General features: G+C 52.9%; 13 protein-coding genes and 2 tRNA genes. 1 reads left to right on the top strand and 14 read right to left on the bottom strand.

Annotated elements, in window-relative coordinates:
• Positions 1–170: 170 nt before the first annotated feature.
• A complete protein-coding gene (locus tag MHI42_RS29320) occupies positions 171–359 on the bottom strand; it encodes a hypothetical protein (RefSeq protein ID WP_342421434.1) in 189 nt (62 codons plus the stop codon).
• A 578-nt stretch (positions 360–937) separates the two neighbouring features.
• Between MHI42_RS29320 and MHI42_RS29315 the strand changes: the two genes are divergently transcribed.
• Positions 938–1,129, top strand: coding sequence for a DUF6199 family natural product biosynthesis protein (locus MHI42_RS29315; protein WP_342421433.1), 192 nt, complete (start codon positions 938–940; stop codon positions 1,127–1,129).
• A gap of 569 nt (positions 1,130–1,698) precedes the next feature.
• On the opposite strand, the gene MHI42_RS29310 is transcribed toward MHI42_RS29315, so the two are convergent.
• From MHI42_RS29310 to pyrR, 13 genes are all read right to left on the bottom strand, one after another.
• Positions 1,699–1,772, bottom strand: a tRNA-Ile gene (locus MHI42_RS29310).
• A 47-nt stretch (positions 1,773–1,819) separates the two neighbouring features.
• Positions 1,820–1,896: transfer RNA gene (locus MHI42_RS29305), tRNA-Met, on the bottom strand.
• An 83-nt stretch (positions 1,897–1,979) separates the two neighbouring features.
• Positions 1,980–2,144, bottom strand: coding sequence for a hypothetical protein (locus MHI42_RS29300; RefSeq protein ID WP_019909365.1), 165 nt, complete (start codon positions 2,142–2,144; stop codon positions 1,980–1,982).
• Positions 2,145–2,516: 372 nt separating this feature from the next.
• A complete protein-coding gene (locus tag MHI42_RS29295; RefSeq protein ID WP_342424825.1) occupies positions 2,517–3,866 on the bottom strand; it encodes an extracellular solute-binding protein in 1,350 nt (449 codons plus the stop codon).
• Between the two features lie 51 nt (positions 3,867–3,917).
• Complete coding sequence (locus tag MHI42_RS29290; RefSeq protein WP_342421432.1) at positions 3,918–4,082, bottom strand: hypothetical protein; 165 nt, start codon at positions 4,080–4,082, stop codon at positions 3,918–3,920.
• A 290-nt stretch (positions 4,083–4,372) separates the two neighbouring features.
• Positions 4,373–4,498: a hypothetical protein gene (locus tag MHI42_RS29285; protein WP_342421431.1), complete on the bottom strand. Its 126-nt coding sequence runs from the start codon at positions 4,496–4,498 to the stop codon at positions 4,373–4,375.
• 178 nt (positions 4,499–4,676) lie between these two features.
• Positions 4,677–5,318, bottom strand: a complete 642-nt coding sequence (pyrE, locus tag MHI42_RS29280) for an orotate phosphoribosyltransferase (RefSeq protein ID WP_342421430.1) — start codon at positions 5,316–5,318, stop codon at positions 4,677–4,679.
• Positions 5,315–6,031, bottom strand: coding sequence for an orotidine-5'-phosphate decarboxylase (pyrF, locus tag MHI42_RS29275; protein ID WP_246354554.1), 717 nt, complete (start codon positions 6,029–6,031; stop codon positions 5,315–5,317). The genes pyrE and pyrF overlap by 4 nt, the downstream gene beginning before the upstream one ends.
• Positions 6,032–6,226: 195 nt before the next feature.
• Positions 6,227–9,448: a carbamoyl-phosphate synthase large subunit gene (gene carB, locus MHI42_RS29270; RefSeq protein ID WP_171719965.1), complete on the bottom strand. Its 3,222-nt coding sequence runs from the start codon at positions 9,446–9,448 to the stop codon at positions 6,227–6,229.
• A gap of 1 nt (position 9,449) precedes the next feature.
• Positions 9,450–10,628: a glutamine-hydrolyzing carbamoyl-phosphate synthase small subunit gene (gene carA, locus MHI42_RS29265; protein WP_342421429.1), complete on the bottom strand. Its 1,179-nt coding sequence runs from the start codon at positions 10,626–10,628 to the stop codon at positions 9,450–9,452.
• 76 nt (positions 10,629–10,704) lie between these two features.
• Positions 10,705–11,985, bottom strand: coding sequence for a dihydroorotase (locus tag MHI42_RS29260; protein WP_342424824.1), 1,281 nt, complete (start codon positions 11,983–11,985; stop codon positions 10,705–10,707).
• A 116-nt stretch (positions 11,986–12,101) separates the two neighbouring features.
• Positions 12,102–13,010: an aspartate carbamoyltransferase catalytic subunit gene (locus MHI42_RS29255; RefSeq protein ID WP_342421428.1), complete on the bottom strand. Its 909-nt coding sequence runs from the start codon at positions 13,008–13,010 to the stop codon at positions 12,102–12,104.
• 2 nt (positions 13,011–13,012) lie between these two features.
• Positions 13,013–13,594, bottom strand: a complete 582-nt coding sequence (pyrR, locus tag MHI42_RS29250) for a bifunctional pyr operon transcriptional regulator/uracil phosphoribosyltransferase PyrR (RefSeq protein WP_039304472.1) — start codon at positions 13,592–13,594, stop codon at positions 13,013–13,015.
• Positions 13,595–14,005: the final 411 nt, after the last annotated feature.

The following is a 14,005-nucleotide window of genomic DNA, read 5'->3' as shown; positions in this document are numbered from 1 at the left end:
GGCTGGGCCTACGGGTCCGGCAGGTCCTGTCGCTCCTGCATTACCCTGTGGTCCTATCGCTCCTGCAGGACCAGGTACACCTTGCGGGCCCTGGGGACCAACAAGCCCTTGTGCGCCCGGTACTCCTTGTGCACCTTGCGGACCAACGGGCCCCGCTACACCCTGTGGTCCTATCGCCCCCGCTGGCCCGGGTTGACCTTGGGGTCCTTGGGGTCCTGGAGGCCCGCCGGCGGGTCCTGGAGGTCCTTCTGCTCCTTGCGGGCCCCGTCCCCCTTGGATTCCTTGGATTCCTTGTATTCCCTGAGCACCCTGTGCTCCTTGAGGACCTGTGGGACCAATGACTGTCGGGGTAGTGACATTTACTTCAGGTGGTGGACATGTTACTTTAACAACCTTTTTTATAACTTTTCGGCAATGTTCTTTTCTTTTTCTTTTCGAAGGAGCAATGGTGACGATTTTTTTATGGTGACATTTTTTATCGTCTGGACAACTCAATACGTACACCTCCCTATTAAGATAGTTTAGTGTACTCATCTCATCAGATTTAGACATGGACGAACAACTAGTTATAACTAGCCAGCAACCTATTTACGCAAAAAAGGGCGCTAACCCCAGTAGCTCCGCCCTTAAGTCCATTTCAATGTCCACACCAAATTTATTTATTATCGTATTTTATAGTAGGACAACTGGAGCCTCCCTGTTTGACCCAAATTCCTAATTTGGGTCTTTTTTTTGTTAATCCCCTTCAAATCCATGGCATAACTTGCCCTCTCTGCTGCTGCCTTCCGGTAGGATGATCGTAAGCAGCTGCTATATTCCTTCATCTCCTCTCTCTTGTGTCTCAGGCGTAGCTATTTTTGGGGCTAGAAAACGACATAACTATGCAACTTCATATACTCATTCTGTGTAAAAGGAATGAAGGAGTTGGTAAATATGGTTGTCTATTCTGTTCATGCTGATTGCGATACTGAATATTTTCTTCCCGGCAATGGGCTGGCATATGCGTTATGGATGGATGGCACAGGGTGAATCCGAACCCAGCGATGCCTATCTCTTGATGAGTAGAATCAGCAGCGTTATCGTACTAATTGTCTTTCTCCTATTCTTTTTGCCTATAATTTTTAGTTAGGGACTTACTGATTCCTTATAATAACTGCATTTGTCCGGAGGCTGCGTTTTAACGATTTCACTTGATCAATCCGAGTAAACAAAATACCCGTCAGGCACTATGCCTGGCGGGTATTTTCAATAACATTGGATGCTGTTCCTGTGCCAGGCTGCTTATTCGCGTACCCGTATCCACAGCAAATGCTGGCGCTCTTTGCTTACCCGCCAATGCTTCGAATTGTTTAGATTTTCTCGTGTAATGCTGTTCCATAACCACCAAAAGTGATCCCCCTGTGATACAAGCAATCTATTAAGCTTAGTTCATTGCTTATTTTCTAAGTAATTATATGGTTTATAGCAAATGAAAGAAAAAGTGATGCATATAACTCATATCCACGAGTTATGGAGGAATCCCCCAATGCATTTCCGTTAAACAGGACTTCTAGTGCTGTTTCAGAGGCATACCCTTTTTTCAAAAGATCGGTGTACATCCATTTAAAGATAAGCATCCTCTTTCCCACTCAAGCCATATTCGCTCCGACGAGCCTACATATAGCAAAAAACCCTTACAAAGTAAGGGTTTTAGTGAAGTGGGCCCTACAGGACTCGAACCTGTGACCAATCGGTTATGAGCCGACCGCTCTAACCAACTGAGCTAAGGGCCCGGACTAGGATATCCGTATTATACAAGTGCTGTCTGATGAAATAAAATTGGTTGCGGGGGCAGGATTTGAACCTGCGGCCTTCGGGTTATGAGCCCGACGAGCTACCGGGCTGCTCCACCCCGCGTCAGTAATCATATTCAAACAGCGACAATAGATAATATACAATATAAGCATAGATAAAGTCAAGGATGAATTTGGTTAATTTGTTTATGGCAGAAAACGCACACCGTAGCGGCCCTTGCGCGAACGGTAAATTTCCACAAAACGCGGATCATGATAGCCGTAGATCCAGCCGTCCTGTTCGAGTCTTTTGGCCAGACAACCCGCTTGAAATCTTGTCCTGAACAATTTCGCGAAGTATATCCAATTCATGATGCCCTTCTCCTTTTTCGTATTAATGTATGCTGCTCTGATCATTATCATGCCCAGTTTTTCATTAATAACAGGAAAAAAGCCCTGCGGATCGGCTGGCAATTTCTGCAACGCATGCCTTGTTCCCTCTTCCGCAGGCCGAGTCAGCTCCCCACCGGGAACAGTTGGATTTTCTACACTTAAATTGATCGTATCTTATATTTTGGCGAAGACAAGTGGATTTTCGTCATCTAGTTCTGACCTAACTTTATCAAACTCCATTTTGGGCGAAAGCAAGTGCTGTTTATCCACCTAGCTCCTTCAATACAGGGACTGAGCTATAATTAGATGACATTTTTCCACTTAGCTTCCCTCGTCCCCCACATGCGGACACTACTTGCCCTTCGCACTTCGCTCCAGCCAGCCGTTGTCCAGATTGAACAAGACTGTGGGATCTTTGCGCATCGCGTTAAGCATATGGTTGCCCTGCTGCTCCCAGGCCTTGAGGGCATTCGCTACCGTCCGTTTGCCTTGAATGACTTCGCTGAACAGCATCTGTCCGGCCAGATTGATCTGATAAATATTAGGCATCTTGTACGCCAGACTCTCCACATTAGCGTCCGTCACCGGCACAGGCTTCACATGGTAAAAGGGTTCAAGGCTTACTCCAGCCTTCTGTGAACGGTTGAAATCCATCCGGGAGGTAAGCTGATATGGATTAGCCGCCTTGATTCTGGCTACTTCGTTGCTGTTCACAAACTTGATCAGCTCCCAGGCATCCTCTTCATTCTGCGCGGTACTGCTGATGGTCAGCATCTGTTCCAGTCCGGCACCTACAGCCACGCCCGGCTTCTCGGCAAACGTAGGCACAGCGGCGATTCCCCAATCCACATGTCTGAAATGAATGTTCTTGATCAGGAGCGCATTGCGGTCCGCAGCAGCCAGCTCGTTGATATAACCATATTCTCCGATGACCATTGCCGCTTTGCCCGTCAGAAACCAGTCTCCCAGAAACGGGTTAAATTCGCTCTCAGCAGGTTCGGCAACAGCTGCGGCTGCGGCTTCAATATCATCCGGGCCGGGGATAATCTTCTTCTGAATCAGATTGCTGAAGGTAGTCCAGCCTTTGCTCCACAGTGCATTATTTACTGTCATTGCCCCGCCTTGGTTATCGTACATAGCAGCTTGCAGAGGAGAGAGATACGCCTGCATATCCCCGAACGGATCGCCAACATAACGGCTCCTTGAGAAGCCATATATCCGCTCATCCATCTGCTTGGAGGTCTTCGTCACCATACCTGCAAGCTTGAAGAATTCATCCCAGGTCATCCCGTCCGTTGGATAATTCACTCCGGCAGCATCGAATATCCCTTTATTGTAGAAAACTACGCTGGCGTTGAAAGTCGGTGCCAGCGCAAACAGATGGCCCCTTCCGAGCTCACGGACACCATTCAGCATCGTCGGTGCCATATTGCTGATATCATAGCCGTCACGGTCAATCAGCGGCTGCAAAGGCTCAAGCATGTTCTGGGCTGCCAGACTCCTGATCAGGCTACTGTCTCCTATGACCACATCTACCGCATCACTGCCAACCATGATGTCACGCATATGCCCTAATGCTTCCGGTCCTTCCACCATGTACGTGTTGGTGAAGCGGAACTGCTCCTGATCCACCGCCGGAACAAACTCCAGCTTCACGTCCGGATGCGTGAACTCATAGAGGTCAGTCAGGTTCTGGCGCAGATAGGTATCATCGCTGTTACTCCACAGACTGCCGATCCGCAGGACCCGCTGTCAGACCGACGGCTGCGTCACCACGGATGCCGCCAAGGGTTTGGCCGAAGTGGCAGAGCTGACAGGGGCCGCCGCTTCAGCCGAAATAACAGGCAGCAGTACCGCCGCACAGAGTGCCAACGGAAGACCGCGCCTGAGCAGAAGAGGAATCGTTGATTTAACCATATTTATAACCCCCTAATGAAATATCATGAGCCTGGACAGCCGGCTGAGCATTCCTTTATTTAGCATTATATAGCCTATTCGAATATCGGAAGTGACATCCCGTTAAAACTAAAAAGACAGTTTGTTCACCTTCGCACAGACTGCTTTTGTCTAACGCAAAAAAGAAGCCCCGCTGTACCTGTGAAGGCACGGGGCTTCTTGCTGTATTTCTGGCCTGCTTCCGGGCGGCGGCTGTTGTCGCATGAATTTCCCGATTCATCCGCCTTCTATGTGGTAGGGATCCCTTATCATTACACAAAATCCTGCACAGAATACAACATTTTCCTCATCCTATCGGCCAAAATCGAAGATTGTTGTAGAAAATGCAGCATTTCCTCTTCACCAAGCGGCTTAGCAGGAGGATTGTTGTATTTCATACAACAATCCTCCTAAACACCTGGCTATCCATGAGACAAAGTTGTAAAACGTACAACATTAATGTCCACACCACTCACTAAGAAGTTTCAAATGAGCCGGTAACAAATCAAGTGTGAGGAATGGACGTGTTGTAGTGTATTACGCCGCTCATAAGCCGCTGACAGCCCACAATCCAGCTTATACGCCGAACGCTGCCGGGTCTTTACGCCACGATTGCAGCAGCGCTACATCCGAGTCAGCGATCGTGCCTTGAGCCAGCGCCACATCAATGAGTGTGCTGTAATTGGACAGGCTCTGCAGCGGGATATCCGCAGCGGCGAAGGCATCTACGGCGCGGTCCAGCTCGTAGCTGAAGATAGCCAGTACGGCCAGCGGTACGCCGCCAGCTTCCTGCACAGCCTGTGCGGCCTTGATCGAGCTGCCGCCGGTGGAGATCAGGTCCTCGATCACGATCACCTTCTGGCCGGGAGCGATCAGGCCTTCGATCTGGTTCTGCTTGCCGTGGCCTTTGGCCTTGTCGCGGATATAAGCCATCGGCAGACCGAGCTTATCGGCCACCCAGGCCGCGTGCGGAATTCCGGCGGTTGCAGTCCCGGCAATCACCTCAGCGTCCGGATAGCTGGCTCTGATCAGCTCTGCGAAGGCGTCGGCAATGTAGCCCCGGACAACCGGGAAAGACAAGGTCAGGCGGTTATCGCAATAGATCGGCGATTTGATGCCGGACGTCCAGGTGAACGGCTCCTGCGGACGCAGGGCTACCGCTCCAATCTCCAGCAAATAACGTGCAACTTGTTCACTTTTATTCTCTAATGGGCTCATACTTCGCTCATCTCCTCAATAATGGTAAGTGCTGCGGCGCGCGGATCTGCTGCCGCTGTAATCGGCCGGCCCACTACCAGGTAGTGGCTGCCCTGCCGTATAGCTTGTCCGGGTGTCATTACGCGGGACTGGTCGTCCAGCGAGGCACCGGCAGGCCGGATACCCGGGGTCACTGTGCGGAAATCCGGTCCGCAGGCTGCTGCGATCACCGCTGATTCCTGCGGCGATGCCACCACACCATGCAGCCCGGCTTCCGCTGCAAGCTTGGCGTAGCGTACTACGGTGTCCGTCACCGTACCGTTGATGCCGATTTCGCTGTTCATAACCTCCTGGCTGGTGCTGGTCAGCTGAGTCACCGCGATAATGAGCGGAATATGCAGCGACGGATGCAGGCTGACGGCCTTGGCGGCACCTTCCAGTGCAGCAGCCATCATGGCGGCTCCCCCGGCGGCGTGCACGTTGAACATATCAACGCCCAGCATGGTCAGGCTCTCCGCCCCGCCCCGAACGGTGTTCGGGATATCATGCATTTTGACGTCCAGGAAGACCGAATAGCCGCGTTCCTTCAGCTCCCGGATGAAGTCCGGCCCGGCAGCATAGAACAGCTGCATGCCGACCTTCATATAGCAAGGGATACCTTCCAGCTGGTCCAGTAACAGCCTCGCCTGCGCCGCATCCGGGTAGTCCAGGGCAACCATCAGCCGTCCGGCCATTTCATTACGCTTTTCTACTTGTCCGATGTTCTCATGTTCGTGTTGCTGCTGTGCTGCGGTCCCGTCCATTTGCCAGCCTTCTTTCTGTAATCAAGTGGTAATGAGCTCTTCAAGGTCCCGGGCATAGGTGAACGGTCTGCGCTAACGCAAACCGTCCTTGTAGCAGCCTGTAGCGGCTGCCCTCACCCTATTTTATTATTGTCCGACAAAAGCAGGCATCGACTGTGACGAGAAGTTGATCGTCTGCAGCATTCTCAGCAGCGCGGTTACGGTATCCAGCGAAGTCATACATACAACGCCGTTCTCAACCGCTTCCCGGCGGATACGGAACCCGTCACGCTCAGGCGTCTTGCCTTTGGTCAGTGTATTGAAGACGAAGTTCGCCTGACCGCCGCGGATCAGATCCAGAATGGTCGGCTCACCTTCATCCAGCTTGTTAACGTTCATCACGTTCAGCCCGGCCTGCTCAAGCGCAAGCGCGGTACCGCCGGTGGCGATGATTTTGTAGCCCATGGCATGGAAGCCTTTCATCAGCTCAACCGCTTCAGCTTTGTCTTTATCTGCTACGGTAACGATGATAGCTCCGGTGGCTGGAATCTTCATTCCCGCACCGATCAGCCCTTTGTAGAGTGCTTTGGCATACAACTTGTCGCGGCCCATAACTTCGCCGGTAGATTTCATTTCTGGTCCAAGTGTCGGCTCAACTCTGCGCAGTTTGGCGAAGGAGAACACAGGTACTTTTACCGAAACGTAGTCGCTTTCCGGCCACAGCCCTTCTGTGTACCCGTCTTCCTTCAGCTTGCCGCCGAGGATGATCTTGGTTGCCAGATTAGCCATTGGAATGCCTGTCACCTTGCTCAGGAAAGGAACCGTACGCGAGGAGCGCGGGTTAACCTCGATCACATACACTTCGTTCTGATAGATGACAAACTGGATGTTAACCAGTCCGATCGTCTTCAGTTCCTTAGCGATCTTGATCGTGATCTCGGAGATCTTCTGCTTCAGGCCTTCATCCAGATATTGCGGCGGATAGACGGCGATGGAGTCACCGGAGTGAACCCCTGCGCGTTCTACATGCTCCATAATTCCCGGAATCACTACGGTGTCGCCATCACAGATCGCGTCAACTTCAACCTCTTTGCCCAGCATGTAACGGTCGATCAGCACCGGATGCTCCGGATTAACCTTCACCGCTTCAACCATGTAGCTCAGCAGCTCTGTATCATTGTAGACAATCTCCATCGCACGGCCGCCGAGGACATAAGATGGACGAACCAGCACCGGATAGCCCAGCGCCTGCGCCGTTTCAACGGCTTCGTCAATGTTGATAACCGTCTTACCTTTTGGCTGTGCGATATCCAGACGGGCCAGCAGTGCTTCAAATTTCTTGCGGTTCTCTGCTTCATCGATGCTCTCCAGGCTCGTGCCCAGAATGTTCACACCTGCTGCTGCGAGCGGTGCAGCCAGATTGATTGCGGTCTGTCCGCCGAACTGTACGATAACCCCGATCGGATTCTCCTGGGCGATAACGTTCATGACATCCTCGAAGAACAGCGGTTCAAAGTACAGGCGGTCTGATGTATTGAAATCCGTCGACACTGTCTCTGGATTGTTGTTGATAATTACGGCTTCATATCCGGCTTTCTGGATCGCCCATACTGCATGCACAGTAGAATAGTCGAACTCAATACCCTGGCCGATACGGATCGGACCGGAGCCGAGCACGATAACCTTCTGTTTATCGGAATGAATGACTTCATTCTCGGTCTCATAGGTCGAGTAGTAGTATGGAGTTGATGCTTCGAATTCTGCGGCGCAGGTATCGACCATTTTGAATACCGGAACCAGACCCTGCTGCAGACGCAGCACGCGTACTTCGGATTCCTTGGTGAATGCCCCGCCCGGACGTCCTTCGGCACGGATCTCGGCAATCGCCCGGTCGGTGAAGCCCTTGCGCTTAGCCTGATAGAGAATTTCTGCGGACAAGGTTTCTTCCGCGCGGATCTCGTCCTCGAAGTTCACGAGGCCTTCGATCTTGGACAGGAACCACCAGTCAATATTCGTCGTATCCTGAATATCCTGCAGTCCGTAGCCGCGGCGGAACGCTTCTGCGATCAGGAACAGGCGCTCATCATCCGCTTTGGCGAGTCTATAACGCAGCACACTGTCTTCAAGCAGCTCTGCGCCAGGCAGACGGAAACGGTGCACACCGATCTCCAGCGACCGGATCGCCTTGTGAATCGATTCTTCGAAGGTCCGGCCGATGGCCATCACTTCTCCGGTTGCCTTCATCTGGGTACCGAGCTTACGGTTCGCAGAGATGAACTTGTCGAAGGGCCAGCGCGGGATTTTGCTGACGATATAATCCAGTGTCGGCTCGAAGCAGGCATACGTCTGTCCGGTAACCGGATTGACGATTTCATCGAGCGTGTAGCCGAGGGCGATTTTGGCGGCCATCTTGGCAATCGGATATCCGGTCGCCTTCGACGCCAGCGCCGACGAGCGGCTTACGCGCGGATTCACTTCAATGACATAATATTGATAGCTCTGCGGGTCCAGTGCGAACTGTACGTTACAGCCGCCTTCGATATTCAGCGCGCGGATAATCTTCAGGGAAGCGCTGCGCAGCATCTGGTACTCACGGTCAGACAACGTCTGGCTTGGCGCTACTACGATACTGTCGCCTGTATGTACGCCAACCGGATCAAAGTTCTCCATGTTGCAGACTACGATACAGTTGTCATTCTTATCACGCATGACTTCATATTCGACTTCCTTCATGCCGGCGATGCTCTTCTCCACCAGACATTGGCCGATCGGACTGTAACGGATACCTGCTTTGACGGTTTCGCGTAGCTCTTCCTCATTGTCACAGATCCCGCCGCCTGTTCCGCCCAGCGTGTAGGCCGGACGGACGATTAGCGGATAGCCGATGCCGGCGGCGAAGCCCATCGCTTCTTCCACACTTGTGATGATGGCACTCTCAGGAACAGGCTGATCCAGCTCACGCATCAGATCGCGGAACAAGTCGCGGTCCTCCGCTTTCTCGATGGATTCCAGCTGTGTACCCAGAAGCTTCACATTCTCGGATTTCAGTACGCCTGCACGGGCCAGCTCCACTGCCATGTTGAGGCCGGTCTGTCCGCCCAGTGTCGGCAGCAGGCCGTCCGGACGTTCCTGGCGGATAATCGCCGTCACGAATTCGAGCGTGATCGGTTCAATGTATACTTTGTCAGCCATATTGGTATCGGTCATGATCGTAGCCGGGTTGCTGTTGATCAGCACAACCTCTACGCCTTCTTCTTTGAGCGCCTGGCAGGCTTGCGTACCCGCATAGTCAAATTCGGCGGCTTGGCCGATGACAATCGGACCGGAGCCGATAACCAGAATTTTTTTGAGTTTATCGTTCTTAGGCATGTTATAGTGCTCCTTTCACGGCTTCAAGCTGTGCTGCAGGTTTCGGTGCCGTGATTCTGGCATTGGCCGCAAGCTGCGCCTGGCGCGAGCCTGCCGGCAGTTTCGCCTTGTGGTCTGCGATCATCTGCAGGAAACGGTCGAACAAGTAGCTGCTGTCATGCGGTCCCGGCGCCGCTTCCGGATGGTATTGCACCGAAAAAGCGGGGTAACGGGTATGCTTCAGTCCTTCAACGGTCTTATCATTGTTGTTAATATGCGTAACTTCCAGCTCCGTGTTCACTACGGATTCTTCATTAACCGTGTAACCATGGTTCTGCGATGTGATGAAGCAGCGTCCGCTCTCCAGCTCTTTGACCGGATGGTTACCGCCGCGATGGCCGAATTTGAGCTTCTCGGTATCGGCGCCGCATGCCAGCGCGAACAGCTGATGACCCAGGCAGATGCCGAAGATCGGATATTCGCCGAGCAGCTCGGAAATGGTCTTGACCGCATAAGGTACATCCTTAGGGTCCCCAGGGCCGTTCGACAGCTGGATTCCGTCCGGATTCAGGCGGCGGATCTCATCTGCAGTCACATCGTGAGGCACGACAACCACATCACAGCCGCGGCTGTTCAGCTCGCGCAGAATGCCTGTCTTCGCGCCGTAATCCACCAGGACAACGCGTTCTTTGTTCCCAGGACTGCTATATGTCTTGGTTGTGGAGGTACGGGCTACCTGATTGCGCAATTCTTCAATTGTAGTATCGCCCATCATTTCCATCAGTTCTTCCACACGTTTATTCGAAGTGGTGAGGATCGCCTTCATCGTGCCGTGATGGCGGATAATGCGGGTCAGCATCCGGGTATCAATCTCGCTGATTCCGGGAATGCCGTATTCCTTCAGCAGATCGTCTACACTGTATTCAGCACGCCAGTTGCTGGGCACAGTCTCGTGACGACGCACCACAAAGCCGTGCACAAAAGGGCGCACAGATTCGAAATCATCACGGGTAATGCCGTAATTTCCGATCAGCGGATACGTCATTGTGACGATCTGGCCGCAGTACGAAGGGTCCGACAGCACCTCCTGATATCCCGTAATTCCTGTGTTAAATACAACCTCGCCCGTCTTTTCGCCTTCCGCGCCAAATGCGGTGCCTGTAAACAGCGTTCCGTCCTGAAGCAGCAATCTCGCCTGCATTCCCTTCCACTCCTTCTTGTTTCTGTAGTCTGATGCTTATGTCACGGCCGGCAGCCTGGCTGCCAGTAACCGTCAGTTATACTTCACTCCATACGGCTCTGCCGTCTACCCAAGTCTTCACCGGCCAGCCCTTAAGCTTCCATCCGCCAAAAGGAGTATTCCGCCCTTTGCTGGCAAACGTTACCGGGTCCACTTCCTTCTCTTCATTCAAATCAATCAGTGTCAGATCGGCAGGCGCCCCTACTGCAAGGCTGCCAGTGTTCAATCTGAACACCCGGGCCGGGTCAGCGGTCATCCGCTGGACCAGCAGGGACAGATCCCATTTGCCAGTGGCCACAAAAGCGGTATACAGCAGCGGGAAGGCTGTCTCAAAACCGACAATGCCAAACGGTGCAAGCTGCATGCCTTTTGCTTTCTCTTCCGCACTGTGCGGTGCGTGATCGGTAACGATGATATCTAGTGTGCCGTCCAGCAGTCCTTCGATGCAGGCCTCCACATCGCGGCGCGAGCGCAGCGGCGGGTTCATTTTCCAGTTCGCGTCCATTCCCGGAATGTCTTCCTCCGAGAGCAGCAGATGATGCGGGCACACCTCAGCGGTCACCTTGATGCCGATCTGCTTAGCCTGACGGATCAGCCGTACCGATTGCTCGGTGCTGACGTGGCACACATGGTAGTGAACGCCTGTAGCTTCAGACAGCAGTATGTCGCGGCCTACATGGATGGCTTCCGACTCATTCGGAATTCCCTTAAGTCCATGCTTGTCGGCAAACGTTCCTTCCGCTACCGCGCAGCCCTCAACCAGCGAGTTGTCCTCGCAGTGGGCGATGACCGGCATATCCAGTCCAGCCGCCAGCTTCATGGCATCCTTCATCATTTGTGCGCTCTGTACGCCTACACCGTCGTCGGTGAAGCCGATCGCTCCAGCCGCTTTCAGTGCGGCAAAGTCAGTCAGCTCAAGTCCCAGCTCATTCTTCGTAATGGCCGCGTAAGGCAGCACCTTCACGAGTCCGGCTTCACGCGCCTTATCTTTTACCAATTGGACAATCTCTGCACTGTCTGTTACCGGGCGTGTATTCGGCATGCAGGCGATGGTTGTGAATCCGCCCTTGGCCGCCGAACGTGCGCCGGTCTCAATCGTTTCCTTATGCTCAAACCCCGGTTCACGTAAGTGCACATGCATATCAATCAGTCCTGGAATCAGCAGCTTGCCTTCCGCTTCGATGATCTCTCCTGCTTCCTCAACCGCTTCTGCGGCATCCAGAATCTTAGAGATTACCCCGTCCAACACGACAATATGCTTGCGCTCCAGCATGCCTTCTTGGCCCAGTACACTGGCGTTTTTAATGATCACGGTTATGATTCTCCTTTGTGCCTCTGGCCGCAGCCGTAAGCTCTTTAGTTATTATATAATAAAAATTCATCTTTGTGTATATTTATTAGTAAAGTTATGTGAGGTTTTTTTGCGGAATCTTGCTACTGAAGTGCTCTCTCCATCACTGCCATCCTTACCGGGACTCCATTCGCCATCTGCGGGAAAATCCGTGACTGGCTGCTCTCCACCACTGCGTCATCGATCTCAACGTTGCGGTTGACCGGCGCCGGGTGCATGATGATCGTCCCCTTGTCCAGCTTCGCAGCGCGTTCTTCCGTAAGTCCGAAGTGCTCCCGGTACTCTGCTGCCGATAAAATAATACCGGAGGAATGCCGTTCCAGCTGCACTCTCAGCATCATAACCACATCCGCTTTCAGCGCTTCTTCCATTGAAACGTATGGGGCGTACGCGGCAAGCTCAGGAGCCTGCATATTCGCCGGTGCACAGAACTGGACGCTTGCGCCCATCTTGGTCAATGCCCACAGGTTGGAGCGTGCGACCCGGCTATGCATAATATCTCCGATAATCGACACTTTCAGGCCCTTCAGTTCTCCAAAATGCTTGCGCATCGTGTAGAGGTCCAGCAGCGCCTGCGTCGGGTGTTCGTTGTTGCCGTCTCCGGCATTGATCAGCGGGATGCTTACCTTCTCGGCCAGCTGCTGCAGCACGCCTGCCGGCTTCAAACGCACAACTCCGGCATCGATCCCCATTGACTCTAAGGTGCGTACGGTATCGTAGATCGACTCGCCTTTTTCTACACTGGAAGCTGCCGCCGTGAAGTTCAGGACCTGAACGCCCAGCCGTTTCTCGGCCATTTCGAAGGAGAAGCGGGTCCGTGTGCTATTCTCAAAAAACATGTTGGCAACAAAATGCGCTCTCAGTACCGGCGTGAGCTTCTCGCTCTGATTGTCCCAGTAAGCCGTTCTGTTCAAAAGCAGGCTGATTTCCGAAGCGTCCAGCTCCTTAATCCCCAGCAGACTGCGTTCCTTCACTTTGGTTGCCGTCATCATTGTTATCGTTCCTCCCGGTTTGAAATAATGTACACTTCGTCCTTGCCGTCGTATTCGGTCAGTGACACTTCAATCTGCTCATGCCTGGAGGTAGGTACGTTCTTGCCGATATAGTCGGGGCGGATGGGCAGTTCCCGGTGTCCGCGGTCAGCCAGTACCGCCAGCTGGATCATCCGCGGCCGTCCGCAATCCATCAGCGCATCCATCGCCGCCCGGATCGTTCTGCCGGTGTACAGCACATCGTCGAACAGAATCACTTTCTTGTCCTGGATGCCGTTGCTGCCCGGGGGCAGGGTCAGATTGCTGTTGACCACAGCCTTGTCCATCGACTCCCTGTTGTCACCGCCGCCTTCGCGGTCATCGCGGTAATGCGTGATATCCAGCTCACCGTAAGGTATATCCACGCCTTCAATCTCCTTGATGCGCTCCGCAATCCGCTGGGCCAGATAAATCCCTCTTGTACGGATGCCGACCAGCAGACAATTCTCAATACCCTTGTTCTTCTCCAAAATCTCATGTGCAATGCGTGACAGTGCCCGGCGAATCGCCGTTTCGTCCATAATGACATTTTTTTCAGTAACCATCATCGTGCCATCCTCCTGCTTGATCGCCTGTTCAAGTTCCCGGATAAACAAAAAACTCCTTGCCCGAAACAGGCAAGGAGTGAAATCCGCAGATTCAAAAAGATGGCGTGTCCGCGCGCATAAAAAGGCCCTCCGTACTCATACGGATTCCTGCTTCCATGTTCGCGAACCTCGATTCACGTTACCTTGCCAGCCTCACGGGACTGAATTAAAGGCGCATATTCAACTATAGGGAATTATGACAGATGAAAGGGGTGGTGTCAAATGGGAATGAAAAATTCTATGAGGGGGAGTTTAGGTGAATGGCGCGGCTGCGGTGATTTTGGACTTCCGGCCGCTGTTGTCTCCAGATTTATTTGATTAACCGCTAAGCGGATTAAATCCGGAGACAAAGGCGGATGCTACCGCTCC

It is taken from the genome of Paenibacillus sp. FSL E2-0178 (assembly GCF_038593005.1).
Lineage (GTDB): Bacteria > Bacillota > Bacilli > Paenibacillales > Paenibacillaceae > Paenibacillus_AQ > Paenibacillus_AQ phytohabitans.
Note: the sequence above shows the minus strand (reverse complement) of the source record. Positions and strands in the feature narration are given on the sequence as shown.

What these genes read in the sequence shown, in the direction of transcription:
- MHI42_RS29320 (WP_342421434.1), bottom strand. Translation starts at nt 359, where the DNA reads ATGTCACTACCCCGACAGTCATTGGTCCCACAGGTCCTCAAGGAGCAC.
- MHI42_RS29300 (WP_019909365.1), bottom strand. Translation starts at nt 2,144, where the DNA reads ATGAATTGGATATACTTCGCGAAATTGTTCAGGACAAGATTTCAAGCG.
- MHI42_RS29290 (WP_342421432.1), bottom strand. Translation starts at nt 4,082, where the DNA reads ATGGTTAAATCAACGATTCCTCTTCTGCTCAGGCGCGGTCTTCCGTTG.
- MHI42_RS29285 (WP_342421431.1), bottom strand. Translation starts at nt 4,498, where the DNA reads ATGAAATACAACAATCCTCCTGCTAAGCCGCTTGGTGAAGAGGAAATG.
- pyrE (WP_342421430.1), bottom strand. Translation starts at nt 5,318, where the DNA reads ATGAGCCCATTAGAGAATAAAAGTGAACAAGTTGCACGTTATTTGCTG.
- pyrF (WP_246354554.1), bottom strand. Translation starts at nt 6,031, where the DNA reads ATGGCCGGACGGCTGATGGTTGCCCTGGACTACCCGGATGCGGCGCAG.
- carB (WP_171719965.1), bottom strand. Translation starts at nt 9,448, where the DNA reads ATGCCTAAGAACGATAAACTCAAAAAAATTCTGGTTATCGGCTCCGGT.
- carA (WP_342421429.1), bottom strand. Translation starts at nt 10,628, where the DNA reads ATGCAGGCGAGATTGCTGCTTCAGGACGGAACGCTGTTTACAGGCACC.
- MHI42_RS29255 (WP_342421428.1), bottom strand. Translation starts at nt 13,010, where the DNA reads ATGATGACGGCAACCAAAGTGAAGGAACGCAGTCTGCTGGGGATTAAG.
- pyrR (WP_039304472.1), bottom strand. Translation starts at nt 13,594, where the DNA reads ATGGTTACTGAAAAAAATGTCATTATGGACGAAACGGCGATTCGCCGG.